We start from the raw sequence: 25,169 nt of genomic DNA on the forward strand, positions 1-25,169 counted from the left end.
TTATGGCTGCCACCCCTGCACCCAATCTGGTCAATCTCGAAGGCGTCTCCAAAGGCTTCGGAACCCGGCTTCTGCTCGACAAGGTGAGCCTCGGCGTCGGCCGGGGCGACCGGGTCGGCGTGGTCGGGCGGAACGGGGACGGCAAGTCGACGCTGCTGCAGCTCCTGGCCCGCACCCAGGAGCCCGACGACGGCCGGGTCACCCAGAACCGCGACCTCCGGCTGGGATACCTCGGCCAGAGCGACGACCTCGACCCGACGCTGACCGTCAGCAAGGCCGTGCTCGGCGATGTCGAGACCTACACCTGGGCCGCCGACCCGCGGGCCCGGTCGGTGATGGAGCACCTGCTCGGCGAGATCGACCACGAGGCCCTGATCGGCACGCTGAGCGGTGGCGAGCGCCGCCGCGCGTCGCTGGCCCGGCTGCTGCTGACCGACGTGGACCTGCTGGTCCTCGACGAGCCGACCAACCACCTCGACATCGAGGCGGTGAACTGGCTCGCCGCGCACGTGGTGGACCGGGCCGGCGCGCTCATCGTCGTCACCCACGACCGGTGGTTCCTTGACGCGGTCTGCACCGAGACGTGGGAGGTGCAGGGCGGCCGGGTCTCGTCGTACGAGGGCGGCTACGCGGCGTACGTGCTGGCCAAGGCCGAGCGGTCGCGCGCCGAGCAGGTGATGGAAGGCAAGCGGCAGAACCTGCTGAAGAAGGAGCTGGCCTGGCTGCGTCGCGGCGCACCGGCCCGGACGTCGAAGCCGAAGTTCCGGATCGACGCGGCGAACGCCCTGATCGAGAACGAGCCGGCCCCGCGCGACAAGCTCGCGCTGTCGCAGCTGGCGACGTCGCGACTGGGCAAGGACGTGTTCGACGCGGAGAACGTGAGCCTGGCGTTCGGTGACCGGGTGATGCTCGACCACGTCACCTTCCGGCTCGGCCCGGCCGACCGGATCGGGCTGCTCGGCCCGAACGGCGCCGGCAAGACGACGTTCCTGAAGGTGCTGACCGGCCAGCTCGTGCCGGACTCCGGTCTGGTGAAGCAGGGCAAGACGGTCCGGATCGCGAACCTCTCGCAGACCCTCGACGAGGTCGAGGGCCAGTCGACCGTGCTCGCGCACATCACCGACATCCGCCGTACGGCGGCGCTGGCCGGGCACAGCGGCGAGCTGACGTCGTCGCAGCTGCTGGAGCGGTTCGGCTTCACCGGCGACAAGCTGACCACGCGGATCAGCGACCTGTCCGGTGGTGAGCGCCGCCGGCTGCAGCTGCTCCGGATCCTGCTCGACGAGCCGAACGTGCTGATCCTCGACGAGCCGACCAACGACCTGGACGTCGAGACGCTGACCGTGCTGGAGGACTTCCTCGACAGCTGGCCCGGCGTCGTCGTGGTGGTCACCCACGACCGGTACTTCCTGGAGCGGGTCAGCGACATGGTCTACACGATCATGGGCGACGGCAAGGTCCGGCACCTGCCGCGCGGCGTCGAGCAGTACCTGGACGAGCTGGAGTCCGGTGGCGGTCCCGCGCGCCGGATCGTGGCCAGTGCGCCTTCTCCGGCGTCGATGCCTGCGGCTCCGGCCCCGACCGCGGCCGTGGCCGCGCCGGTCGACGCGGCGGCCGCCCGGGCCGCGAAGAAGGAGCTGAACCGGATCGAGCGCCAGCTCTCGAAGCTGTCCGACACCGAGAAGAAGCTGCACGACCAGCTCGCCACCCACGCCAGCGACTACGGCCGCCTGGCCGAGCTGGACACCGAGCTGCGCAAACTCACCGAGGAACGCGAAGAGCTCGAGCTGGCCTGGCTGGAAGCCGCCGAACGCGCCGAGAGCTAGGCGTTGTCGGCGTGCTCGGGAGCGGGCCGGAAATGCATTTAAATACTGTATACATGATCAAATGTTTGACCACGGGAAATCGCGGCGTACTCTCCCATCCCCTGTGATTGGGAGGTACGCCGCGATCCCTTGGGTGAGCGGGCCCCGTTGTGGTCGTCGTTGTCCGGGCCCCGAGCCCCGGACACCACCGACCTCCTTCGGCAGACCACCTCTTGCCGCCGAAAGACACCTTGTTCGCAACGATGTGTAGCCGAAAACGTACCGACAGTGAGGACCTTAGTGCGCATGGTCACTCAGTGTCGACAGTGGTCTGCTACAGCACCTTCACGATCCGGTTGCAACTAGCAACGATCGGAACAGGTATTAAGTGACGCGCGGTCTTTTCGGATTATTCCGGCGCAATTCGCGGCGGTTTCCGTGGTTACCGGTCAGTGTGATTCCTGGTCGAACGGACCGACCAGTTCGCGGAGCAGCCGGGCCAGCTTGGCCTGGTCCCGGTCGGTGACCGCGGCGAGCAGCGTGCGCTCGTGGGCGAGCAGGTCGGCCAGCGCCGCGTCGACGGAGTCGCGGCCGGCGGTGGTCAGCTGGACCAGGACCCCGCGCCGGTCGGCGGGGTCGGGTAGCCGCTCGACCAGGCCGCGCGCGGCCAGCCGGTCGACGCGGTTCGTCATCGTGCCCGAGGTGACCAGGGTTTCCTTGAGTAGCCGGCCGGGGGAGAGTTGGTACGGCGCGCCCGCGCGGCGCAGCGCCGCCAGCACGTCGAACTCCCAGGACTCCAGCCCGTATGTCGCGAAGGCGTGACTGCGGGCGCGGTCCAGGTGCCGCGCCAGGCGGGTGACCCGGGACAGCACCTCCATCGGCGCCACGTCGAGATCGGGCCGCTCGCGGCGCCAGGCCTCGATCAGCCGGTCGACCTCGTCTTTCATGGATCGAGAGTATCCGTCAAGACTCTTGACATCAAGACAATGCCTGAGCGTAAAGTATCTCGATGTCAAGAGACCTAGTGACAGGGAGCCCAGCATGCGCACCTCGCCGGTGTGGAACCCGCAGCAGTACGGCAAGTACGCCGGGGAGCGCGGCCGCCCCTTCGCGGACCTGATCGCCCGGATCGGCCTGATCCGCGGCGAGGACCGGCCCGGTGCCGACGCCCCGGCCGTGGTGCTCGACCTCGGCTGCGGCCCCGGCAACCTCACCGTCGGCCTGCTCGACCGGTGGCCCTCGGCAACGGTCCACGGCGTCGACAGCTCGGTCGAGATGATCACCGAGGCGCAGAAGCTCAGCTCGGCCCGCCTGACCTTCGAGGTCGGCGACCTGCGCGAGTGGTCGGCGCCCGACGAGTCGGTCGACGTGATCGTCACCAACGCGACCCTGCAGTGGATCCCCGAGCAGCTCGACCTGCTGCCCGGGTTCGTCCGCGCCCTGCGCCCCGGCGGCTGGCTCGCGATCCAGATCCCCGGCAACGGCGACGCCCCCTCGCACGCGATCCTCCGCGAGCTGGCCGGGCGTCCGCCGTACGCCGAGTACGCCGCCGGCAAGTCGCTGCGTCCCGACGTACCGGGACCGGCCGAGTACGTCGACGTGCTGAGCGGGCTCGGGTGCACGGTCGACGCGTGGGAGACGACGTACAGCCATCTGCTCCCCGGCGACAACGCCGTGCTGGAGTGGGTGAAGGGGACCGGCGCCCGGCCGGTCCTGCAGTCGCTGCCGGACGGGCTGCGCGCACAGTTCGAGACCGAGTACGGCGCGCGCCTGGCCGAGGCCTACCCGCGCCGCGACTACGGCACGCTGCTCCCGTTCCGGCGGATCTTCGCCGTCGCCCAGAAGGAGGCCTGATGCGCCTCGACCACGTCCAGGTCTCCTGCCCGCCCGGTGGCGAGGAGGTCGCCCGCGCGTTCTACCGCGACGCGCTCGGGCTGACCGAGATCGCGAAGCCACCGTTGCTCGCGGCAAGGGGTGGCTGCTGGTTCCGGGAGGGCTCGGCCGAGATCCACGTCGGCGTCGAGCAGGACTTCCGCCCGGCCCGCAAGGCGCACCCGGCGTTCGCGGTCGACGACCTGGACGCCCTGGCGGCCAAGCTCGAAGGGCTCGGCTACCCGATCACCTGGGACAACGAGACGATCCCGGGCCGGCGGCGGTTTCACACCGCCGACGGCCACGGGAACCGGGTCGAGATCGTCTGACCTGGGCGGCGACCGGAGCTCCCCTCTGAACCCCGGCCGCCACCAGCTCACTCGGTCGCCAGCGCCCCCGCCGGAGCGACCTTCGCGGCCCGGCGGGCCGGGAGCACCGAGGCGAGCAGGCCGGCGATCGCCGCGACCAGCGCGATCGTGACCAGCAGCGTCACCGGTACGGCGTACTGGACCTTGCCGTCGGTCTGCGAGCTCATCAGGGCCGCCGTACCGGTCCAGCCGTAGACCAGCCCGAGCACGATCCCGAGCCCGGCGGCGACCAGTGCCATCAGCAACGACTCGACCGCGAGCATGCCGCGCAGCTGGCGCCGGGTCAGACCCATTGCCCTGAGCAACGCGTTCTCCCGGGTGCGCTCCAGGACCGACAGGCTGAGCGTGTTGCCGACGCCGACCAGCGCGATCAGCACCGACACCCCGAGCAGACCGACCGCGACGATCAGCAGAACGTCGAACACCTGGGTGTACGCGCTGCGCTCGGCCAGACCGCCGTCGACGTTCAGCACCTTCACCGACGGCAGCGACTGCTGCACCGCGTCGATCACCTCCGGGCCGTCGGCCTTCGGGTCGCTGGCCAGCCAGAACCCGGAGATCGCGGCGGCCGGTGCGAGCTTCTGCAGATCGCCCTGGGTGATGGTGATCGGTTCCAGCCCGGCCGCCTGCTGCGCCTTCAGCGTCACCTTGTGGCCGGAGGCAACGAGCGTGATGTCGGAGCCGTCGGACAGCTGCAGCATCCGCATCGTCTGCAGGTCGAGCAGCGCGACGCCGGGCCGCAGTTGCGCGGCCAGCTGTGGGTTGTGGATGACCGAGCCCGCGCGGGTCTGGTCGACCCCGGTGATGGTCAGCACCTGGTCGCCGGTCTTCACGTCGACGGACCGGATCGGGACCACCTGCGTGATGCCCTTGATGTCGCGCAACTGCTGCTCCGCGCCGACCGGCAGCTTCTCGTCGTACGTGCGGACGGTCAGGTCGACCGGGTACTCGCCGTCCATCGTCACGTCGAACGTCTTGCGCACCGACGCGATCCCGACACAGGTCAGGCTGATCAGAGTCACCCCGATCAGCAGCGCCGACGTGGTGGCCGCCGTACGGCGCGGGTTGCGGACCGCGTTGGCGACCGCGATCCGAGCCGGTACGCCGCCCTTGCGGGCCGGGAGCGCGCCGAGCAACCGGACGAGCGCCGGGACGAGGAGCGAGCCGATCGCCAGGACACCGACGAAGGAGATCACGCCGCCGGCGACACCGATCACCACCTGGCTCATCGCAGCGCTTGCCGCCAGCAACAACCCGCCGCCGGCCAGGAGCAGGAAGCCGAGGATCAGCCGGACGACACCGCGCTTGGACGCCGCCGCGGGAGCGGCCTCGGGACGCAGGGCCGCCAGCGGGGCGACCTTCGTGGCCCGGCGGGCCGGGACGATCGCGGCCAGCACGGTCGCGACCGTACCGAGCAGCAGCGGCGCGAAGATCGACACCAGGTCGAGGTGCAGGCTGATCGGCGGCAGCTCCAGGTCGAACTCGCGGGACAGCGCCAGGCCGAGCGCCGACAGCGCCACCCCGACCACGACACCGATCGCGGAGGCGACCAGACCGACCACCGAGGCCTCGGCCAGCACCGAGGAGAACACCTGCCGGCGGGACGCGCCGACGCAGCGCAGCAGCGCCATCTCGCGGGTCCGCTGGGCGATCACGATCGTGAAGGTGTTCGCGATCACCAGGCAGGCGACGAACAGCGCGATCACGGCGAACATGCCGAACACACCACCGAGCACGTCGATCCCGTTGGTGAAGCTCTTCACCTCGTGGTCGATCCAGCCCTCACCGGTGTAGACCTGCAGCCCCGGTACGACGCTGCCGACCGCCGCGGCCAGCGCGGCCTGATCGGTGCCGGGCTGGGCGCTGAGCTTGATCTGGTTCACGTAACCCTGCGGCTCGAAGATCTTCACCGCCTGCGGCGTCGCCACGGCGTCACCGGTGCCGAAGCTGGTGGAGTCGTCGAGGATGCCGACCACGGTCACGGTCCAGCGCTTCTCGTCGTACGAGCTGAGCTGGAGCTTGTTGCCGAGGGCGACCTTGTTCTTCTCGGCGGTGCGGGCCGGGATCGCGATCTCGAGGTTGCTCGTGGGCAGCCGGCCGGAGCTGGTCTTCGGCCCGGCGATCTTCGAGGTGTCGTACAGCGCCTTGATCGGCAGGTAGCTCGGGCGGACCTGGCCGGCCCACTGGATCTGCAGGTAGGCGCCGGTGTCGACGACCACCGACGAAGCCTGCGGCAGCTTCTGCACCGCGGCGACGTCCTTGGGCTCGATCGAGCGCCGGTCGCTCTCGACGACGGCGTCGACACCGGCGTTCGCCTTGCCGATCGTTTCGTCGATCCCGTGCGACGCCGACGCGTGCACCGACAGGGCCAGGGTGCCGAAACCGACCCCCAGCACGATCGCCAGACAGGCGGCGATCAGGCGGCCCAGGTGGGCGCGCAGCGAGGAGAGGATGGAGCGTCGCACGGTCAGGCCCCCAGCTGCCGCAGGGCGCCGAGCACGCTCTCCGGCGTCGGCTCGAGCAGTTCGCCGGCCAGCTTGCCGTCGGCGAGCAAGACCACGCGGTCGGCGTACGAGGCCGCGAGCGGGTCGTGGGTGACCATCACGACGGTCTGCCCGAACTCGCGGACACTGCGCCGCAGGAACCCGAGGACCTCTGCGCCCGAGCGGGAGTCCAGGTTTCCGGTCGGCTCGTCGGCGAACACGACCTCCGGACGGCCGACCAGCGCACGGGCGACCGCGACGCGCTGCTGCTGACCACCGGACAGCTCCGACGGCCGGTGCGTCAGCCGGTCCTGCAGGCCGAGCACGTCGACCAGCGTGCCGAGCCACTGCTGGTCGGGCTTGCGGTTGCCGAGCTCGAGCGGCAGCAGGATGTTGTCCTTGGCCGACAGCATCGGCAGCAGGTTGAACGACTGGAACACGAACCCGATCCGGTCCCGGCGAATCCGCGTCAGCTCGGCGTCCGGCAGCGTGGTCAGCTCGGTGTCCCCGAGCAGCACCTGCCCACCGGTCGGCGTGTCCAGCCCCGCCAGGCAGTGCATCAGCGTCGACTTGCCGGATCCCGACGGCCCCATGATCGCCGTGAACCGCCCGACCCCGAAGTCGACCGACACCCCGTCGAGGGCCGCCACCGCGGTGTCACCCTGCCCGTACACCTTGCGCAGCTCGTGCGCCCGGATCGCAGTCTTCGTGGCGGCGTCCTGCGGCAAACGCCCGAGCGGCAGCTCACCGGTCTGGATGGTCATCGTTCTCCTCTGGAGCATTCGGTGCCGGGGTGGTTCCCGGCACCCTCCAGAAGTTAGTGATTTCCTGGCGCCGTCACGTCGGACCACGGCATGCAATCGGCGTACGACTGTGGTCGTACGCCGGCAGTGTTTGCCTTACACAACAGTCTTTTCCTGGACCTCGGCGTCTGGATGCCGTCCCCGGCCGTGTGCGACACTCGCGCCATGAAGGCCCTCTCCCTGTGGTCGAACAACTCGTTCCTCTCGATCGCCAGCCGCGACTCGGTCCTGTCGATCGGCTCGGCCGGCTCGGTCCTCAGCATCGGCTCGGTCGGCTCCGCGCTGTCGATCGGCTCGGTCGGCTCGACGCTGTCGGCCTTCTCCACCGGCTCGGTCCTCTCCGTGGGCTCCGCCCTCTCGGCCCGCTCCCGCTGGTCCCTCCTCAGCAGCGAGGGCAACCGCTCGGTCCTCCGGAGGCGTGCCGTCCCCACCGGCGTGACGGTCGCCGTCCTCCTCCTCGCCCTCACGCACCGCCGCTAGCGAAGCGGCTCGAACCGGGCCCACCTGCCCCGGTCACTCGTACGCCGTACTCCCCGGCGGCCACGTGGAACCCGGCGAGCCCCCCGAAGCTCTCGCTCACCATGCCGATGACAGCTACGAACTGCTCTGGGCCGAGCCCGCAGACTTCGCCACCCTCGGCCTCTACCCGGCTGACGTCGTACGGCCTCTCGCCGAACTCCTCCTAGGCTGACCCTCGTGGACCTCAACGAGTACCAGCAGTTGGCCCTCCGCACGGCGGCCCCGAAGGACAAGCCCAACGAGGTCTTCCAGCTCCTCCTCGGCCTGGTCGGCGAGACCGGCGAGATCGCCGAGAAGGCCAAGAAGATCGTCCGCGACCGGGGCAGCGATTTCACCCAGTGGGACACCGAGGACCTCACCAAGGAACTCGGCGACACCCTCTGGTACCTGGCAGTCCTCGCCGACTACTTCGACATCCCCCTCGAAGAGGTGGGCCGCCGCAACATCGCCAAACTCGCCGACCGCCAGCAACGCGCCGTACTCGGCGGCAGCGGCGACAACCGATGAGCACCGACTCCCCGGCGTACGGCGTGATCCGCGACGGCATCGCCCTCCGCGAACAAGGCCGCTCACCCGAAGCCAAGACCCTGCTGGAATCCCTCGTCCCCGAGGTCGACCGCAGCGACGACCCGTACCTCCAGATCTTCCTCGCCCACTCCCTGGCCGACGTCCAGGAGACCCCCGAGGACGAACTCGCCTGGGACCTCCGCGCCCTCGCCCTGATGGACACCCTCACCGACGCCCAGGCCCTCGCCCGCGGCAACCCCGGCGGCAAGAACGCCCTCCTCCCGTCCCTCCACCTCAACCTCGCCGTCGACTATCACCGCCTCGGCGACCTCCCGAACGCGCACCGGCACTACGCCCTCGGCGAGGCCCATCTCAGCGCGCTGGCCGACGATGCCTACGGCGACAGCATCCGCACGGCGTACGCCGAAGGCCTCTGACCCACGAAGATGCTGCAATGCCCGAACAACACTCCCGCCCCGTCCCCGGCGGCCGCGCCTTCTTCACCACCGAACGCCTCTGGCACTTCGCTGCAGACCTCCCGGTCGAGCCCGTCCCGATCGACGCGATCGCAGAGTTCGACCAGGACTGCTGGTTCGGCGGCCGCGCCGTCACCTGCCGCATGGTCGCCGAACACGCGGGCCGGATCCAGAACGCCGATCTGACGTACCCCGTCATCCTGTCCGCCGACGGGCGCTCGATGGACGGCGGCCACAGAATCGCCAAGGCCTGGTTGGCCGGCGCCACGACGATCAACGCCAGGCGCTTCGAGACCGACCCTGAGCCGGACTACATCAAGTGGAACGACAACCAGGAACACCTCGCCTGAGCCGTCACGGCCAGATCCACCCGATGGCTGTCCACACGCCGATTCCCGCGAGTACGGCCACCGCACCGAACGGCAGGGCGACGCCGATGTCTGTGAGGCGGTCATGCAACGTCGGTTTCATGATCGTGAGCGGTTCGAACGCCGGCAGGGATTCGGAGAACCACTGGGCAGCGTGCTCCTGCGAGCAGAAGTCCGGCGCGGCGTAGCGGCCGTCTCGCTCGACGGTGACCTCGATCCACTCATCCGCCGGCTGACCAGGCTTGTATTGAAGGCTACAGACCTCGCAGCGTGTGTATCCGTCGTCGTCGACCACACAGACAGGATGACGTCGCGGCCTGCGCCCGAGCAAAGCCATTCAGGCGATGCGCGCGGCTCAGGTTTCTCCAGCTACGCCGCCACGGGCTGGCATGCTGGGCGTCATGCTCGAGCGCTTCCTTCAGGCTTACCCGCCCGACGGCGACGGCAGCCTCCGTCCGGGATGTGACCGGACGCCAGATTCGCTGCGGAGCGCTGGAGGGGGTCTTTCGTTCGGCGGTGGGCTCTACCGGTTACACACCGATGCTTCGGCGGAGGTCATGCAGCAGCATCTGCGCATCGCCTTCCCGGCGGCACCGCGCCACACGACGCCGTACGGGTACGACTGGCTCGGCCGCCAGTTCTGCGCGACCGGCAGCGATGAGTCGGCGACGAGCTTGATGTTCGAGCCGGGCACCCGTGAGGTCCTGGAGATCCCGGTGCCGTTCGCCGACATCCACGACCAGGAGTTCGTCGAGTACGACGACGCCGCCCTCGCGACCGGCTTCTTCGCCGAGTACCTGGGAACGGGTGCGCCGTCGCCCGATGGGAGCGAGTGCGTGGGGTACGTCACGCCGTTGTTCCTCGGTGGCGCGGACGTCGTCACCAATCTCGAGCTGGTCGACATGAACGTCTACTGGCAGCTGATGAGTCAGTTGATCCGGCTAGCCACGGGACTACCGGAGGGGACGCCCGTCGCCGGGGTGGACGGAGGCTAGGTGCGTGGGAGCAGTCGCCGCTCCCGCGATTGGTGGCTTGAGGCTGTTGCAGATCACCTGGCGGACGATGGTTCGCGGTGCGGTTGGCGTGGAGGTCACTGTGTTTGCCCGCGGGTCGCCGCGCACAAGAAGCGCGCGCAAGCACGCGCACCCGAACCCAGGGTGGGTGGGAGCGGCGCGGAGCACGCGACGTAGGAGCGGGCGTAGCACCGCGTGGGACGAACCCGTCAACCGCCCGAAACGATCTTGCTCCCCCGCCAGGTTTCGATCCTGGTCTTCGAGATTCAAAGTCTCGCGGGCTGCCGATTACCCCACGGGGGACCGCTGGTGCGTGCGGACAGTTTGCCATGGGTGGGGCGCACGACACGCGTAGGGGTTCCTTACCTACGGCTCCGTAGGTTACGGTTGCGTAGGTAAGCCGTCCTCCACCTGAGGGAACACGACATGACTCCACCCGCCGTGGCCGCACCGGAGGCGCCGACCCGCGCCGCGCAGGCCGACGAGCTCGACGTCGACACCGGAACGCTGGGGGGTGAGCAGAAGCAGGTCTGGGAGCAGGTCGCGCTGGCGCTGTTCATCGGGATCCCGTTCCTGGCCGTGCTGGCCGCCGTACCGATCGCCTGGGGCGGGTTCCTGGGGTGGCGGGACATCGTGATCGCGGTGGTGTTCTACACGGTCGCGGGGCACGGGATCTCGATCGGGTTCCACCGGCTGTTCACGCACAAGTCGTTCAAGCCGAACCGGGCGATGAAGTACGCGCTGGCGATCGCCGGGTCGCTGGCGATCGAGGGGCCGGTGGTGCGCTGGGTGGCTGACCACCGCAAGCACCACAAGTTCTCCGACCGCGACGGCGACCCGCACAGCCCGTGGAAGTACGGCAACACGCTCGGGGCGCTGGCCAAGGGGTTCGGGCACGCGCACATCGGCTGGCTGTTCGACACCGAGCAGACGCCGCAGCGCCAGTACGCGCCGGATCTGCTGAAGGACAAGGACATCGTCAAGGTGTCGCGGATGTTCCCGTTCCTGGTGCTGGTCTCGCTGCTGCTGCCGGCCGTCATCGGTGGGCTCTGGTCGTGGTCGTGGCAGGGTGCGCTGACCGCGTTCTTCTGGGCGAGCCTGGTCCGGATCGCGCTGCTGCACCACGTCACCTGGTCGATCAACTCGATCTGCCACACGATCGGCGACCGGCCGTTCAAGAGCCGCGACAAGTCGGGCAACGTGTGGTGGCTGGCGATCCTGAGCCAGGGCGAGTCGTGGCACAACCTGCACCACTCCGACCCGACCTGCGCGCGGCACGGCGTACTGAAGGGTCAGCTGGACACCTCGGCGCGCTGCATCTGGTTCTTCGAGAAGCGCGGCTGGGTCAGCGACGTGCGCTGGCCGGTGCCGGAGCGGCTCGAGGCGCGGCGGGTCAGCGCGGAGGAGCAGGCCGCGGACAAGGCCGCCGAGCGCGCGGCGCTGCGCAAGACCAAGGTCGCGGCCTGAGCTGGTCCGCGCAGTCCGGTACGACGGCCCGCCGGTCACAATCCGGTGCGTGCGGAGAAATCTCCCGGCGGGCGGCACCGGCGTACGGCATGATGCTGACGTGATCTCGACGTGACGGAACCCAAACCGCGACGATCCACCCGGGTCCGGATGACGAGTGCGGAGCGCCGCGAGCAACTCATCACCATCGCCCGTGCGCTGTTCGCCCAGAAGGGCTACGAAGGCACCTCGGTCGAGGAGATCGCGGCGCGCGCCGAGGTCTCCAAGCCGGTCGTCTACGAGCACTTCGGCGGCAAGGAAGGCCTGTACGCCGTGGTGGTGGACCGCGAGGTCCGCAGCCTGCTCGACACCGTGACGGCTTCGCTGACCGCCGGCCGGGCGCACGAACTCGTGGAACAGGCGGCGCTGGCGCTGCTGGACTACATCGAGAGCTCGTCGGACGGGTTCCGGATCCTGGTCCGGGACTCGCCGGTCGGGTCGTCGAGCGGGTCGTTCATCTCGATCCTGAGCGATGTCGGGACGCGGGTCGAGCACATCCTGGCCGAGGAGTTCAAGCGGCGCGGGCTGGACCCGAAGAACGCGCCGATGTACGCGCAGATGCTGGTCGGGATGGTCGCGCTGACCGGGCAGTGGTGGCTGGACGCGCGCCGCCCGAAGAAGCCGGACGTCGCCGCCCACCTGGTCAACCTGGCCTGGAACGGGCTGTCCGGCCTGGAGGCCAAGCCGGTCCTGTCGACGCGTCCGCACAAGTAGGCGTCCGTGCTACGCAGGTAGGACCCCCACATCCGCCCGTGGAACGACGTTTTCCGGCCACCTCCGCCGTACGCTGACCGCCATGACGGGGTTCTTCACGGCTCGGCGCGTCTCGCCGCAGTCCAAGGCGTTCGACCTGCTGCTCGCGGGTGGGCTGACGCTGTTCTTCGGGTTCCTCTCGCTCGCGCAGGTGCAGTTCGCCGGCGTGGTCGGGGTCGCGTTGCTGGTGCCGCTGGTCTGGCGGCGCAGCTACCCGGAGCTGGTCTTCTTCGGCGTCTCCGCGATCGCGGTGCTGCAGTGGCTGGCCGGGATCGACCTGCAGGCCGGCAACGTCGGTCTCCTGGTCGCGCTCTACACGATCTCCGTGTACGGCGAGGTCAGGTACAGCCGGATCGCGCTCGGCGTCGGCGGCCTCGGCGTGCTGATGGCGACCGCCCGGTACTACGCGAGCTCGGACTGGCGTCAGCAGATCACCATGATGGTCGCGTTCGGCGCGGTCGTGTTCGGCGTCTGGGCGTTCGGCGAGCGGCGGCGCACGAGAGGCCTCTACGTGCAGCAGTTGGAGGAGCGGGCCGTCCAGGCCGAGCGGGACCGTGACCGCGAGGCCGCGCTCGCGGTCTCCAACGAGCGGACCCGGATCGCCCGCGAGATCCACGACGTGGTCGCGCACGGCCTGTCGATCATGATCGTCCAGGCTGACGGCGGCCTGTACGCCGCCGACGCGTCGCCGGAGCAGGCGAAGAAGGCGCTGGCCACGATCGGCGACACCGGGCGGGCGTCGCTGACCGAGATGCGCAAGATGCTCGGGCTGCTCAAGCAGGACGAGCAGAACGAGCTCGACCCGAACCAGCCGCGCCCGCAGCCCGGTGTCTCGTCGCTGCCCGAGCTGGTCGAGAACGTTCGCGAGGCGGGCCTGACCGTGGACTACTCGGTGACCGGGACGCCGCGCGACCTGCCGGCGCTGCTCGGCCTGACGGCGTACCGGATCGTGCAGGAAGGGCTGACGAACACGCTGAAACACGCCGGGCCGGGGGCGCGGACCTCCGTCACTCTGGACTTCGGCCGCGAGATGCTGACCGTGGTGGTCACCGACGACGGCCGCGGCGGCGGGGTCGCGCCGAGCAGCGACCCGGGGCACGGACTGGTCGGGATGCGGCAACGCGCCTCGATCTCCGGCGGTACGGTGAACGCCGGTCCCAAGGCGGGCGGCGGGTACGAGGTGGTCGCGAAGCTCCCGTACGCCGGACCGCCTGACCAGTAAGCGATTCCGGAGGAACTGTGAGCGAGACCGACGACGGCGTGATCCGGGTCTTCCTGGTCGACGACCAGGAACTGGTCCGGGCCGGGTTCACCATGCTGGTGGACTCCCAGCCCGACATGCGGGTGGTCGGCCAGGCCGGCGACGGCGGTGAGGCGCTGGAGAAGCTGCGGGTGACCGGGAGCGACGTCGTGCTGATGGACGTCCGGATGCCGCGGCTGGACGGCGTCGAGGCGACCCGGCAGGTGCAGTCGTTGCCGGAGGCCCCGAGGGTGATCGTGCTGACCACGTTCGACCTGGACGAGTACGCGTTCGCGGCGATCAAGGCGGGGGCCGCGGGGTTCCTGCTGAAGAACACGCCGCCGGCTGATCTCTTGTCGGCGATCCGTCAGGTGCACTCGGGGGATGCGGTGGTGTCACCCAGTACGACGCGCCGCCTGCTCGAGCACTTCGCCGGCGCGCTGCCGGACGAGGAGCGGGAGGTGCCGGACCTCGCTGATCTGACGGCGCGGGAGCGCGAGGTGCTGGTCGAGGTGGCGCGGGGGTTGTCGAACACGGAGATCGCGCAGCTGTTCACGCTGTCGGAGGCGACGGTGAAGACGCACATCGGGCGGATCCTGGCGAAGACGGGTCTGCGGGATCGGGTGGCGCTGGTGGTCCTCGGGTACGAGACGGGCTTGGTCAAGGCGCACGGCTGACTGGTACGACGCTGAGGTCGGCGCGGATGCGGCCGGGGAGGTGGTCTTCGGCTGAGGTCGCGGCGGCCGAGGGAAAGCGTTGTAAGTCGAGCCTGACCACCGGCGGGAGGCTGCGGGCTGGGTTGAGGAGTTGGTGGCTGGACTCGGTCTGGGACACCATGGGGGCGCGCGGGGTCTAGGGCCGGGAGAGGGTTGGAATGCCGGGGTTGTGGGCGGCGGTTCGGCGGGTCGTGGTGGCCGAAGGGCCTGCGGTGTGGCCGGTGGTCGTGGCGATGGTGGTCGTCGGGGGCGGGCTGTGGGTCGGTGTGCCGTCGGCCGGGCGGGGGATCTCGCTGACGGCTGAGGCGATGGGTGGGACGACGCTGCAGCAGGTCCGGCCTAGTACGACCGGTGACGTGGACCCGCGGCTGGGTGCGGCGGTGGACGCGATTCTGGCGCGGCGGGGGATCGCGGTGAAGCAGAACAAGGTCGACTTGTTCCTGCGGGATGTCGCGCCGGAGCTGCGGGACGAGCAGCGGCAGGTGTTCCAGAACATGCGGTCGCTCGGCATGTCCGTGACGTACCGCCGGGCCGAGGTGTGGACGAACTACGAGGCCGTGCAGAAGTACGGGCTGGCGACCGGGACGTTCCGGGTCAGCATGCGGTACCAGATCTCCGGGAGCCGGCTGGCGCAGGCGGCGACCGACGTCGGCTACACCTACACGGTTCGCGACGGGCGGCTGTTCCTCGTCGACGACAACGACCTCGACCGCGCGATCGGCTCCGGCCGGCAGCCGTGGGACTACGGGCCGATCGACGTCGTGAAGCGGCGCAACGTGCTGGTCGTGGTCGACCGCGGCCGGCTCGCGTACGCCGAACGCCAGGCCGACGAGACCGTCGCGATGGCCCGCAAGACCCGGCAGCTCTGGAAGGGCTACCTGCAGATCGTCCCGATGGTCGTCGCGATGCGCGAGCCCGGCGTACTGACCGAGCTGCCGCCGACGCTGAAGGGCGCCGAGCCGGCTCGCGTCCAGCCGATCCCGAGCCCGGCGAAGGACGGCCGCCCGGTCGGCGGCTGGATCGTCGTCCGGCCGGAGTCGCAGGCCCGGTTCGACTCGGCCCAGCTCAGCCACGCGCTGATGCACCTGCTCCCGGTCCGGCTCGGCGAGGAGGCGCCGCGCTGGCTCGCCGAGGGCATGGCCCAGTACGCCGAGAGCCTGCAGCTGGTCGCGACCGGCCGCGGCAAGCAGGTCGCGGCGGCCCGCGACGACATCCGCCGCCGCGCGCTCGGGGACCTGACCCGGCTCCCGGCCGACGACGAGTACGCCGCTACGGACAGTGACGACATCAGTTGGCTGGCGGTCGAGCAGATGATCAAGCTGGTCGGCCTCCGGGCGGTCACCGACTTCTACCAGCAGGTCGCCCGGCGCGGGTACAACCGGCCGGCCCAGGAGCGGCTGATGCTGGAGTACACCGGCCTGACCGAGCAGAAGCTTGTGGATGCGCTGCGGACCCTCGCACAGTGAGGAAGTAGGCTTGCGCGGGCGCTCGTTCCGGGTGCTCACGCACCACACTCGCCCGAACGCGTAGGGAACCCGAGGAGAAGACCGCGTGACTTCCCACCGTCCTGCGGCGGTCATCGTGATGGCCGCCGGTCAGGGGACCCGGATGAAATCCGCGACCCCCAAGGTCCTGCACGAGATCGGCGGGCGCAGCCTCGTCGGGCACGCGGTCGTCACCGCGCGTGCACTCGCGCCCGAGCACCTGGTGGTCGTGGTCGGCACCGGCCGGGAGCTGGTCGAGGCGCACCTGGCCGAGGTCGACGCCGGCGTCCGGACCGCCGTCCAGGAGCAGCAGCTCGGGACCGGCGACGCCGTCCGGGCCGGGCTCACCGCCGTACCGGGTGACTTCGACGGGACGGTCGTGGTGACGTCGGGCGACGTCCCGCTGCTGGCCGCGGAGACGCTGCTGGAGCTGATCGGCGAGCACGACAAGCGGGGCAACGCTGTGACAGTGCTCACGGCGCGGGTGCCCGACCCGACCGGGTACGGGCGGATCCTGCCGGGTCCCGACGGGACCGTCGCGGGGATCGTCGAGCACAAGGACGCGACGCCCGAGCAACGCCAGATCGACGAGATCAACGCCGGCATCTACGCCTTCGACGCGGCCACGCTGCGCGACGGGCTGAGCCGGCTGACCACGGACAACGCGCAGGGCGAGCTGTACCTGACCGACGTGCTGGCGATCGCCCGCGGCGACGGGAAGCGGGTCGGCGCGTACGTGATCGAGGACGCGATGCAGACCGAGGGCGTGAACGACCGCGTCCAGCTGGCGACGCTGCGCGCCGAGCTGAACCGGCGCACGCTCGACACGCTGATGCGCTCCGGCGTCACGATCGTCGACCCCGGTACGACGTGGGTCGACGCCACCGTGCAGCTCGAGCAGGACGTCACGCTGCTGCCGAACACCCAGCTGCACGGCGCGACCACGGTCGCGACCGGCGCGGTGATCGGGCCGGACACGACGCTGACCGACGTACAGGTCGGCCAGGACGCCTCGATCATCCGGACGCACGGGTCGGGCGCGGTGATCGGGGCCGGTGCCTCGGTCGGGCCGTTCGCGTACCTGCGGCCGGGGACGTCGCTCGGCGTCAAGGGCAAGATCGGGACGTTCGTGGAGACCAAGAACGCGGCGATCGGCGACGGCGCGAAGGTGCCGCACCTGTCGTACGCCGGGGACGCGACGATCGGCGAGGGCGCCAACATCGGCGCCGGCACGATCTTCGCCAACTACGACGGGGTCAACAAGCACCACACGAACGTCGGGCGCTACTCGTTCGTCGGCAGCAACTCGGTGCTGGTGGCGCCGGGCGAGATCGCCGACGGGGCGTACATCGCGGCCGGGTCGGCGATCGACCAGCCGGTCGCGCCGGGCGAGATCGCGGTCGCGCGCGGGCGGCAGCGCAACATCAAGGGCTGGGTCGCGCGCAAGCGGGCCGGGACGAAGACGGCGAAGGCGGCTGAAGAAGCACTCGCCGACACATCGGGCGACACTGGCGAGAAGGCGTAACGGGAGGCAGTGGCGATGAGCGGGATGAAGCGAACCACCGAGAAGAACCTGATGGTGTTCTCCGGCCGGGCCCATCCCGGTCTGGCCGAGGAGGTGGCCGAGCAGCTCGGGTCCGGGCTGGTGCCGACCTCGGCGTACGACTTCGCCAACGGCGAGATCTACGTCCGGTTCGAGGAGTCGGTCCGGGGCAGCGACGCGTTCGTGATCCAGAGCCACACCTCGCCGATCAACGAGTGGATCATGGAGCAGCTGATCATGGTCGACGCGCTGAAGCGGGCGTCGGCCAAGCGGATCACCGTCGTGCTCCCGTTCTACGGCTACGCCCGGCAGGACAAGAAGCACCGCGGCCGGGAGCCGATCTCGGCCCGGCTGATGGCCGACCTGTTCAAGACCGCGGGCGCGAACCGGCTGATCTGCGTCGACCTGCACACCTCGCAGATCCAGGGCTTCTTCGACGGACCGGTCGACCACCTGATGGCGCTGCCGATCCTGTCCGACTACGTCCGGGAGAAGTACGGCGACCAGCAGCTGGCCGTGGTCTCCCCGGACGCCGGACGGATCAAGGTCGCCGAGCAGTGGTCGGCCCGGCTGAACAACGCGCCGCTGGCCTTCATCCACAAGACCCGCGACATCGACCGGCCGAACGAGACCGTCGCCAACCGGGTGGTCGGTGAGGTGGCCGGCCGGGTCTGCATCCTGGTCGACGACATGATCGACACCGCCGGCACGATCACCAAGGCCGCCGACGCCCTGTACGCCGACGGTGCCGCCGGGGTGGTGATCGCGGCCACCCACGCGATCCTGTCCGGTCCGGCGGTGGACCGGCTGAAGAACTGCCAGGCCAGCGAGGTGATCGTCACCAACACGCTGCCGATCTCGGAGGACCGCAAGTTCGACAAGCTCACCGAGCTGTCGATCGCTCCGCTGATCAGCCGCGCGATCCGCGAGGTCTTCGAGGACGGATCGGTGACCAGCCTGTTCGAGGGCCGGGCCTGACCTCGGGCCTGACCTCGGGCCTGACCTCGGGCCTGACCTGGTCGGGCCGGCCGCGGTACCAGTGAACCGGCCAGAACAGCAACGGCCACGGTCCCCACATCATCGGACGGCCCACCGGGCGTAGTACGCGATGCCGATGGCCGCCGCGGTCATCGGCAACGCGGTCACCAGACCGGCGACGCCGTTGCCGGGGACGACGAAGGTGAACAGGACCGTCGCGGCGCCGAGCGGGATCCAGCGCGGTACGGCGTGCGAGCGCCACAGCCCGACGACCTGGATCAGCGTGCCGACGGCGACCAGCAGCGCGCCGGTGATCATCGGGCCGAACAGGTGCGCGGTGTCCGCGTTCATCGCGTCCATCACCGCGCTCCCGGCGGGGGCGTCGACGCCGGTCGCGAAGTACGCCGCGGCCGCCCAGCCGGCGCCGCCCACGGCGTACAGGGCGGTGCCGATCCACATCACGACGCCGCCGACGGTCGCCCAGGTCGCGCCGCGGGCGCGGACCAACAGGCTGGTCAGGAACGCCTGCGCCGGGACGTTGAGCACCAGGGCGGCGCTGAGGAACACCAGCAGGCCCCACCAGCGGTCGCGCAGCGGCTGGATGTCGGCGTAGGTGTAGGTCTCGCCGCCGCCGGACGGCTCGGGCCAGAGCAGCCCGCCCGGTACGGCGGTCAGCGACGTCACGGTGAGCGCGAGTGCGACCAGGCCGACGCGACGCCGGGTGACCGGGTCGCTGCCGAGCTGGGTGTCGATCGTCGAGGTGGACATCGTGGGTCTCCCATCGCCACGGAAAGCTGACCCCTCCAGCGAAGCCGCTGAGCGTGGCTGCCGGATCCGCGCTGGTACGGGAACAGATCTCCGTGCTGGCCCGGAGCCGCGGGGGCGGTTCGCGACTTACAGTGACGTCATGCGGTGGCCGTGGGGGCTCGCAGTCGGCACCTCCCTGCTCGTGGCGACGATGCTCGGGGGGAGTTGCTGGCTGCTGCTCACCACCTCGTCGTCCGCGGCGACCCTGAGCGGTCCGGCAGCGGCTGGGCTCGGGGTGATCGCGGCCGGGCTGGCTGTGGTCGGGCTGCTGGTCGCGCGGCGGGAGCCTCGCAACGTGGTCGGTGCGCTGCTCGCTGTCATCGGCGCTGTCGTGGCGTACCTCGTACTGCGGGTCGTGTACTACGACGCAGTGGTCGCTGAGCCTGGCCGGCTGCCGCTGGACAGCCGGCTGGTCGCCTGGCTGGACGAGAGCGGCTGGTGGTTGCTGGTGGCGATCTCGTTGCTGCTGCTCTACTTCCCGGACGGCCGGCTGCTCGGCCCGCGGTGGCGGGTCGTGCCGGTCGGGCTGCTGGTGCTGGGAGCGGTGCAGCACGCCTCGGGGGCGTTCTCCTCGACGCCGTTCCTTGCGCCGTTGCAGGACTGGGCCAAGCCGTACCCGCCGCTGACGGGGGCGTTGCGGGTGCTGAGCGAGGTCGTGTTCGCCAGTTCGCTGGTGTTGATGCTGGCGGCGGCGGTGTCCGTCGTGGTGCGGTTCCGGCGATCTACCGGGCGGGCGCGGGCACAGGTGAAGTGGCTGGCGATCGCTGGGGTCGCGGCCGTTTGCTACCCGTTCGTCTGTCTGGTGGAGATCGTGGTGACGGGGGAGTCGGGGGTGTTCGCGACCGTCAGCGGTGTGCTGGCGCTGGTCAGTCTGCCGGTGGCGGTCGCGGTGGCGATGCTGCGGCACGACCTGTACGACGTGGACCGGGCTGTTGCGGACGCTGTCACGTACGCCGTCGTACTGGTGGCGTTGCTGGGGACGTACGCGGTGTCGGCGTTGGTGCTGGGGCTGGTGGTTGGGCGGGGGTCTGCGGTGGCTGCTGCGTCGGCGACTGCTGTGTGTGCGGTGGTCTTGGCGCCGTTGCGGTCGTCGCTGCGGCGGGTGGTGGACAGGCGGTTGTATCCGCCGCGGCGGGCTGCGCTGGCGGCGATCGAGGAGCTGCAGCACCGGATCCACGCGGGGGAGGGGAGCCCGGAGGAGCTGGAGGGGGTGCTGCGGCAGGCGCTGCGGGATCCGGGGCTGCGGGTGGGGTATCTGGTGCCGGGGGCTGCGGGGTTTGTGGATGTGGCGGGGGAGGCGGTGGGCGGGGAGGTCGTGCCGGTGATGCTCGGCGGGATGCAGATCGGGGTGCTTGCCGGGAGCAGTCCGGCCGTACTACGGACTGTTGCTACGGCTGCGGCCAACCTGGTTGAGGTGACGCGCCTACGGGCCGAGCTGGCGGGGGCGCTGCGGGAGGTGGAGGCCAGCCGGGCTCGGCTCGTACAGGCTGGCGACGCCGAGCGGCGCCGGCTCGAGCGGGATCTGCACGACGGAGCTCAGCAGCGGCTCGTCTCGCTCGGGATGAGCCTGCGGCTGGCGCAGCGGCACCTGGGAGATGGCACGGTCGACGTGGACGAGGTGCTCGACCAGGGGGTCGCTGAGCTGGCTACTGCGGTAGCAGAGCTGCGGCAGATCGCCCACGGGCTGCGGCCGACCAGCCTGGACGACGGGCTGCCGGCAGCGCTGGCGGCGATCACGCGGAACCTGCCGATCCCGGTACGCGTGGAGGTGGTGGGGGACGAGCTGCCGGAGCAGCTGGTCACCACGGCGTACTTCGTGGCGGCGGAGGCGGTGGTGAACGCGGCCAAGTACGCGCAGGCGAGCCGGATCGGCGTACGGGTGACGCGGTCACGGGAGGACGTCCGGATCCGCATCGAGGACGACGGCTGCGGGGGAGCGCGGGCTCGACCGGGGTCGGGGTTGAGCGGGCTGACCGATCGGGTGGTCGCGCTGGGTGGGTCGCTGACCATGCTGAGCCCGGTGGGAGCCGGTACGGCGATCGAGGTGGTGCTGCCGTGCGGATCGTGATCGGGGAGGACTCCGCCTTGTTTCGCGCGGGGTTGGAGCGGTTGCTCGTGGATGCGGGCCACGAGGTCGTGGGGGTGGCGGGGGATGCTTTGTCGCTGGTGACCGTGGTGGCGGAGAGTTCGCCGGAGTTGGTGATCATCGACGTACGGATGCCGCCGGATCTCACCGACGACGGGGCGCGGGCCGCTCGGAGGTTGCGGACGCTCTGTCCGGAGCTGGCGATCGTGCTGCTGTCGCAGCACGTGGAGACGCGGCACTCGACCGAGCTCGTGGCCGGTGGGCGGTTCGGGTATCTGCTGAAGGATCGGGTGCTCGCCGTCGACGAGTTCCTCGGCGCGCTCGAGCGGGTGGCGGCCGGCGGGTCCGCGCTCGATCCGGAGGTGGTCGAGCGGTTGATCGGGCGGTCGCGCGCCGAGGACCGGCTGGCGGCGTTGACCGCGCGCGAGCGGGAGGTGCTCGCGCTGATGGCCGAGGGCTGCACGAACGTGGGGATCAGCCGGCGGTTGTGGCTGACCGAGCGGACCGTGGAGACGCACATCGGCAGCATTCTCGGGAAGCTCGGGCTGCTGGTGAACGACGAGCAGCACCGGCGGGTGCTCGCCGTCCTCGCCTATCTTGGGGAGCACTGACCGCGTCGACGAGAGGACCGCGAGCATGCGGGTCGCTGTTTTCCACCCCGGAGCGATGGGATCGCAGCTCGCCGCGCAGCTGGTCGCGGCCGGGCACGAGGTGCGCTGGGTGCCGGAGGGACGCAGTACGGCGTCCGCCGCGCGCGCCGAGGCGGCGGGGCTGATCGGTTCGCCGTACGACGAAGCGGTCGGCCAGGCCGAGGTGGTGCTCTGCTCGTGCGCGCCGCAGGGCGCGGTCGCGATCGCCGAGCAGGTGGGCGCGTCCGGTTTCCGCGGGATCTACGTCGAGGCGAACCCGCTGTCCCCGAGCTCGTTGCACAAGGCCCAGGAAGCGTTGCCTGAGGCAACATTCGTGGACGGCGGCGTGATCGGCCCGCCGCCGACCGGCGGCGCGAGCCCGACGCACCTGATGCTGTCGGGCGCCGCGGCCGAGCAGGTCGCAGCGCTGTGGGCGGGGACCGCGGTGACGCCGATGGTCGTCGGCGCCGAACCGGGCGCCGCGAGCGCGGCCAAGTCGTCGTACGCGCTCTACAACAAGGGGAAGGCGGCGCTGGCGGTGCTCGCGTTCCAGCTGGCGGCGTCGTACGGCGTGACGGAGGCGCTGACCGCGCAGCACACGCGCGCCGACGGCGGGTCGCTGAAGGACCCGGAGCTGCCCGAGCAGCTGCGGGCGGTGGCGTGGCGGTGGGGGCCGGAGTTCGACGAGCTGGCGGAGACGCTGGACGCGGCCGGGCTCGAAGGCGACGCGGCGCGGGCGCTGCGAGCGGTGTGGACTCAGCTGAGCCGGTAGTCGGTCAGGACGAACGGCGGGATCAGGCGCAGGACGCTGGTCAGCTCGTCGAGGGTGGCGTTGACGCCGTCGACCGTCCACCAGTGCAGGCCCCAGGTGACGAGGTACGGGCCGTCGATCCGCCACTGGAGGTGCGGGTGCTGCAGCATCCACTCCATCAGCTGCGGGTGGACGACGGCGGACGCGTAGCGCTGGTTGGGCGCTTCGACGACGAAGGCGTCGTTGAAGTGGCCTGACTCCAGCTCTTGGTCGGGGACTCCGAGCGTGCGGCCGATGGCGCTGTCGGTGGTAACGGCGATCGACGGCAGGGACACATTGAGCAGTACGGCGACCAGGTGCTGCTTGGTCGCCGTACTGGTACGGCTGGCCGAGTGCGAGTGGTCGAAGGCGCGGAAGGAGTGCCCGGCGTACTCGCCGGCGACCATCCGGGTGTTGGTGCCGGGAGCCAGGAGCCGGTTGGCCAGGGCGTCGAGCGCCGGGTCGACCGGGATCGGCGTCCAGCCGGCCCGCACCGCCTGCTCGGTGCGCGCCGCGAAGAGGCGGTCCCGCTTGGCCTTCGCCCAGACGGCGAGCGCGACCAGGGCCGCGGCGACGAGCAGCAGGCAGAAGATCAGCACGCCGGTGAAACTAGCGGATCCGGCGGGCCACCTCGGGGGCGACGGGTTGGTCGTGAAGGATCGCCGCGAGGGCCTCGACGCCGTCGACGAGCCGCGGGCCGGGGCGGGCGAAGTACCCGTTCGCGTCGACGGCCCAGACCGGTACGTCGGGGAGCTGGTCGAGCAGCTCCTCGCCGAGCCGGGCGGACTCGTCCAGCCCGAACCCGCACGGCGCGACCACCACGACCTCCGGCCTCGCGGCGGCGATCGCCGGCCAGGTCGTCCGGCCCGACCGCAGCCCGGCCGACCCCAGCACGTTCACCCCACCGGCGACCTCGACCATCTCCGGAATCCAGTGCCCGGGCGCGAACGGCGGATCGGTCCACTCCAGCACCAGCATCCGCCGCCCGGTCCTGGGCTGCACCTCCACTGCCGACAGCCGGTGCCGCAGCTCCTTCAACAGCCCGGCGGACGAGCGCCCGATCGCCTGCGCGATCTGCTCGATCGACTCCAGCACCTCGGTCAGGTCGTGCGGATCGGTGGTGACCACCTTCGCCTGACACCCGAGGTAGGACAACGCCTCCTCGACGTCGTCCACGTCGATCGCACACACGGCACACAGGTCCTGCGTGATCACCAGATCGGGGTCGACCGCTCGCAACGCGTCCCGGTCGAGCTTGTACAGATCCTCCCCAGCAGCCACCCGCTCCCGCACCGCCGCGTCGATCTGAGCGGGAGTCAGCCCCGCCGGCAGATTCGTCGTCGAAACAATCCGCCGCTCCCGCGCCGCCGCCGGGTGATCACACTCGAAGGTGACCCCGTGGACGTCGTCCCCGGCCCCCAACGCGAAACAGATCTCGGTCGCCGACGGCAGCAGCGAGACGATCTTCATGTCTCGACCTTAGGGTGTCCGGCCCGGTCCCCAACCCTGCCCCGACCCGGATTTCCGCTCTGGGCGCAGTGGTGGGTAGACTGTTTTGGTTGCCTCGGCGAGGGACGCCCCCCGACTGCGCTCTACCAAGCGCTCGACTCGGTGAGAAGTGCTAGGCGGGCGCGGCTCCGTGATCGACGCGGTGGTTCGTTGCCTGACGCCTTTTCCGGAGTCAAGACGTGCCCGCTGAGGCTCTGCAACCGGTTCCACCACCAGTCAACAGATCACCGCAACAAGCTTGAGGGAGTTCATCTCGTGGCCGAGGTCAAGATCCAAGCCGAGTCGCGCACTGAGTTCGGCAAGGGTGCTGCCCGCCGAATCCGCCGGGACAGCAAGGTCCCCGCCGTTCTGTACGGCCACGGCAGTGACCCCGTGCACATCACGCTGCCCGGGCACGACACCATGCTGGCCCTGAAGACCGCCAACGCCCTGCTGCTGATCGAGATCGAGGGTGGCGAGAGCCAGCTCGCGCTGCCGAAGCAGGTCCAGCGGGACCCGATCAAGGGCTTCATCGAGCACGTCGACCTGGTCATCGTGAAGCGCGGTGAGAAGGTGCAGGTCGACATCGCCGTGCACCTCGAGGGCGAGGCCGTCAGCGAGACCCTGGTCGTGCTGGAGAACGCGAGCGTCCTGGTCGAGGCCGAGGCGACGCACATCCCGGACGGCGTCACCGTCTCCATCGAGGGCCTCGAGGCCGGCGCCCAGATCCACGCCTCCGACCTGAAGCTGCCGACCGGCGTCACGCTGGCCGTCGAGCCGGACACGCTGATCGTGAACGTGACCGCCGCCGCGACCGCCGAGCAGCTGGACGCGGAGCTGGCCGAGGCCGAGGCCGAGGCGGGCATCGAGAAGGACGAGGCGGAGACCCCCGCCGAGGAGCCGGTCGCCGCTGCCGCGGAGTAAGCACCTCGCCG

26 protein-coding genes and 1 tRNA gene are annotated in these 25,169 nt (G+C 70.4%); 19 read left to right on the top strand and 8 right to left on the bottom strand.

Going from position 1 to position 25,169, the window contains the following annotated elements:
• Positions 1–2 precede the first annotated feature (2 nt).
• The gene (locus tag ACZ6Z4_RS22905; protein ID WP_465567936.1) at positions 3–1,826 is read left to right on the top strand and encodes an ABC-F family ATP-binding cassette domain-containing protein; all 1,824 of its coding nucleotides are present in this window, start codon (positions 3–5) and stop codon (positions 1,824–1,826) included.
• 428 nt (positions 1,827–2,254) lie between these two features.
• On the opposite strand, the gene ACZ6Z4_RS22910 is transcribed toward ACZ6Z4_RS22905, so the two are convergent.
• On the bottom strand, positions 2,255–2,752 hold the full coding sequence (locus ACZ6Z4_RS22910; RefSeq protein WP_465567939.1) for a MarR family winged helix-turn-helix transcriptional regulator: 498 nt from the start codon (positions 2,750–2,752) through the stop codon (positions 2,255–2,257).
• A 94-nt stretch (positions 2,753–2,846) separates the two neighbouring features.
• Between ACZ6Z4_RS22910 and ACZ6Z4_RS22915 the strand changes: the two genes are divergently transcribed.
• Positions 2,847–3,659 (top strand): methyltransferase domain-containing protein, encoded by an 813-nt coding sequence (locus ACZ6Z4_RS22915; RefSeq protein ID WP_465567941.1) that lies wholly within the window; start codon positions 2,847–2,849, stop codon positions 3,657–3,659.
• Positions 3,659–4,006 (top strand): VOC family protein, encoded by a 348-nt coding sequence (locus ACZ6Z4_RS22920; protein WP_465567947.1) that lies wholly within the window; start codon positions 3,659–3,661, stop codon positions 4,004–4,006. The genes ACZ6Z4_RS22915 and ACZ6Z4_RS22920 overlap by 1 nt, the downstream gene beginning before the upstream one ends.
• A gap of 47 nt (positions 4,007–4,053) precedes the next feature.
• Here ACZ6Z4_RS22920 and ACZ6Z4_RS22925 read toward each other — a convergent pair whose 3' ends face one another.
• Positions 4,054–6,510 carry an ABC transporter permease gene (locus ACZ6Z4_RS22925; RefSeq protein WP_465567950.1) on the bottom strand — a complete coding sequence of 819 codons (2,457 nt, stop codon included), beginning with the start codon at positions 6,508–6,510 and terminating at the stop codon, positions 4,054–4,056.
• Between the two features lie 2 nt (positions 6,511–6,512).
• Positions 6,513–7,292 carry an ABC transporter ATP-binding protein gene (locus tag ACZ6Z4_RS22930; RefSeq protein ID WP_465567953.1) on the bottom strand — a complete coding sequence of 260 codons (780 nt, stop codon included), beginning with the start codon at positions 7,290–7,292 and terminating at the stop codon, positions 6,513–6,515.
• 204 nt (positions 7,293–7,496) lie between these two features.
• On the opposite strand from ACZ6Z4_RS22930, the gene ACZ6Z4_RS22935 reads away from it, so the two are divergent.
• The 4 genes from ACZ6Z4_RS22935 (at position 7,497) to ACZ6Z4_RS22950 (ending at position 9,183) form a co-directional block, all read left to right on the top strand.
• Positions 7,497–7,811: a hypothetical protein gene (locus tag ACZ6Z4_RS22935; RefSeq protein ID WP_465567956.1), complete on the top strand. Its 315-nt coding sequence runs from the start codon at positions 7,497–7,499 to the stop codon at positions 7,809–7,811.
• Between the two features lie 216 nt (positions 7,812–8,027).
• Positions 8,028–8,357: a nucleoside triphosphate pyrophosphohydrolase family protein gene (locus ACZ6Z4_RS22940; RefSeq protein ID WP_465567959.1), complete on the top strand. Its 330-nt coding sequence runs from the start codon at positions 8,028–8,030 to the stop codon at positions 8,355–8,357.
• Positions 8,354–8,794 carry a hypothetical protein gene (locus ACZ6Z4_RS22945; protein ID WP_465567962.1) on the top strand — a complete coding sequence of 147 codons (441 nt, stop codon included), beginning with the start codon at positions 8,354–8,356 and terminating at the stop codon, positions 8,792–8,794. The genes ACZ6Z4_RS22940 and ACZ6Z4_RS22945 overlap by 4 nt, the downstream gene beginning before the upstream one ends.
• Before the next feature lie 17 nt (positions 8,795–8,811).
• Positions 8,812–9,183, top strand: coding sequence for a hypothetical protein (locus ACZ6Z4_RS22950; protein ID WP_465567965.1), 372 nt, complete (start codon positions 8,812–8,814; stop codon positions 9,181–9,183).
• Between the two features lie 4 nt (positions 9,184–9,187).
• Here the strand turns inward: ACZ6Z4_RS22950 and ACZ6Z4_RS22955 are convergent, their stop codons facing one another.
• A complete protein-coding gene (locus ACZ6Z4_RS22955; protein WP_465567967.1) occupies positions 9,188–9,496 on the bottom strand; it encodes a hypothetical protein in 309 nt (102 codons plus the stop codon).
• 262 nt (positions 9,497–9,758) lie between these two features.
• Here ACZ6Z4_RS22955 and ACZ6Z4_RS22960 point away from each other — a divergent pair, with 262 nt between their 5' ends.
• Positions 9,759–10,196: a T6SS immunity protein Tdi1 domain-containing protein gene (locus ACZ6Z4_RS22960; RefSeq protein WP_465567970.1), complete on the top strand. Its 438-nt coding sequence runs from the start codon at positions 9,759–9,761 to the stop codon at positions 10,194–10,196.
• 249 nt (positions 10,197–10,445) lie between these two features.
• On the opposite strand, the gene ACZ6Z4_RS22965 is transcribed toward ACZ6Z4_RS22960, so the two are convergent.
• A tRNA-Gln gene (locus ACZ6Z4_RS22965) sits at positions 10,446–10,517 on the bottom strand.
• A gap of 123 nt (positions 10,518–10,640) precedes the next feature.
• On the opposite strand from ACZ6Z4_RS22965, the gene ACZ6Z4_RS22970 reads away from it, so the two are divergent.
• From ACZ6Z4_RS22970 to ACZ6Z4_RS23000, 7 genes are all read left to right on the top strand, one after another.
• Positions 10,641–11,681: an acyl-CoA desaturase gene (locus ACZ6Z4_RS22970; RefSeq protein ID WP_465567973.1), complete on the top strand. Its 1,041-nt coding sequence runs from the start codon at positions 10,641–10,643 to the stop codon at positions 11,679–11,681.
• Between the two features lie 111 nt (positions 11,682–11,792).
• Positions 11,793–12,434 (top strand): TetR/AcrR family transcriptional regulator, encoded by a 642-nt coding sequence (locus tag ACZ6Z4_RS22975; protein WP_465567976.1) that lies wholly within the window; start codon positions 11,793–11,795, stop codon positions 12,432–12,434.
• Between the two features lie 82 nt (positions 12,435–12,516).
• The gene (locus ACZ6Z4_RS22980; RefSeq protein WP_363665488.1) at positions 12,517–13,695 is read left to right on the top strand and encodes a sensor histidine kinase; all 1,179 of its coding nucleotides are present in this window, start codon (positions 12,517–12,519) and stop codon (positions 13,693–13,695) included.
• A gap of 17 nt (positions 13,696–13,712) precedes the next feature.
• The gene (locus ACZ6Z4_RS22985) at positions 13,713–14,390 is read left to right on the top strand and encodes a response regulator (RefSeq protein ID WP_465567980.1); all 678 of its coding nucleotides are present in this window, start codon (positions 13,713–13,715) and stop codon (positions 14,388–14,390) included.
• 197 nt (positions 14,391–14,587) lie between these two features.
• Positions 14,588–15,895 (top strand): hypothetical protein, encoded by a 1,308-nt coding sequence (locus tag ACZ6Z4_RS22990; RefSeq protein ID WP_465567983.1) that lies wholly within the window; start codon positions 14,588–14,590, stop codon positions 15,893–15,895.
• An 85-nt stretch (positions 15,896–15,980) separates the two neighbouring features.
• Positions 15,981–17,438: a bifunctional UDP-N-acetylglucosamine diphosphorylase/glucosamine-1-phosphate N-acetyltransferase GlmU gene (gene glmU / locus ACZ6Z4_RS22995; RefSeq protein ID WP_465567988.1), complete on the top strand. Its 1,458-nt coding sequence runs from the start codon at positions 15,981–15,983 to the stop codon at positions 17,436–17,438.
• A 15-nt stretch (positions 17,439–17,453) separates the two neighbouring features.
• The gene (locus tag ACZ6Z4_RS23000) at positions 17,454–18,434 is read left to right on the top strand and encodes a ribose-phosphate diphosphokinase (RefSeq protein WP_344180570.1); all 981 of its coding nucleotides are present in this window, start codon (positions 17,454–17,456) and stop codon (positions 18,432–18,434) included.
• 99 nt (positions 18,435–18,533) lie between these two features.
• On the opposite strand, the gene ACZ6Z4_RS23005 is transcribed toward ACZ6Z4_RS23000, so the two are convergent.
• Positions 18,534–19,202: a hypothetical protein gene (locus ACZ6Z4_RS23005; RefSeq protein ID WP_465567991.1), complete on the bottom strand. Its 669-nt coding sequence runs from the start codon at positions 19,200–19,202 to the stop codon at positions 18,534–18,536.
• Between the two features lie 139 nt (positions 19,203–19,341).
• Between ACZ6Z4_RS23005 and ACZ6Z4_RS23010 the strand changes: the two genes are divergently transcribed.
• From ACZ6Z4_RS23010 to ACZ6Z4_RS23020, 3 genes are read left to right on the top strand one after another with little or no spacing between them, the layout of a single operon-like run.
• Complete coding sequence (locus ACZ6Z4_RS23010; protein ID WP_465567993.1) at positions 19,342–21,309, top strand: sensor histidine kinase; 1,968 nt, start codon at positions 19,342–19,344, stop codon at positions 21,307–21,309.
• Positions 21,297–21,938, top strand: coding sequence for a response regulator (locus tag ACZ6Z4_RS23015; protein ID WP_465567998.1), 642 nt, complete (start codon positions 21,297–21,299; stop codon positions 21,936–21,938). Before ACZ6Z4_RS23010 ends, ACZ6Z4_RS23015 begins: the two co-directional genes overlap by 13 nt.
• A gap of 25 nt (positions 21,939–21,963) precedes the next feature.
• Positions 21,964–22,728 (top strand): NAD(P)-binding domain-containing protein, encoded by a 765-nt coding sequence (locus ACZ6Z4_RS23020; protein WP_465568001.1) that lies wholly within the window; start codon positions 21,964–21,966, stop codon positions 22,726–22,728.
• On the opposite strand, the gene ACZ6Z4_RS23025 is transcribed toward ACZ6Z4_RS23020, so the two are convergent.
• Together ACZ6Z4_RS23025 and ACZ6Z4_RS23030 are read right to left on the bottom strand one after the other, a co-directional pair.
• The gene (locus ACZ6Z4_RS23025) at positions 22,713–23,345 is read right to left on the bottom strand and encodes a hypothetical protein (RefSeq protein ID WP_465568006.1); all 633 of its coding nucleotides are present in this window, start codon (positions 23,343–23,345) and stop codon (positions 22,713–22,715) included. The genes ACZ6Z4_RS23020 and ACZ6Z4_RS23025 overlap by 16 nt on opposite strands.
• Before the next feature lie 10 nt (positions 23,346–23,355).
• Positions 23,356–24,216 (bottom strand): cobalamin-binding protein, encoded by an 861-nt coding sequence (locus tag ACZ6Z4_RS23030; protein WP_465568009.1) that lies wholly within the window; start codon positions 24,214–24,216, stop codon positions 23,356–23,358.
• Positions 24,217–24,510: 294 nt separating this feature from the next.
• Here ACZ6Z4_RS23030 and ACZ6Z4_RS23035 point away from each other — a divergent pair, with 294 nt between their 5' ends.
• On the top strand, positions 24,511–25,158 hold the full coding sequence (locus tag ACZ6Z4_RS23035) for a 50S ribosomal protein L25/general stress protein Ctc (RefSeq protein ID WP_465568012.1): 648 nt from the start codon (positions 24,511–24,513) through the stop codon (positions 25,156–25,158).
• The last annotated feature ends 11 nt before the right edge of the window (positions 25,159–25,169 follow it).

It is taken from the genome of Kribbella sp. NPDC104740 (assembly GCF_055583505.1).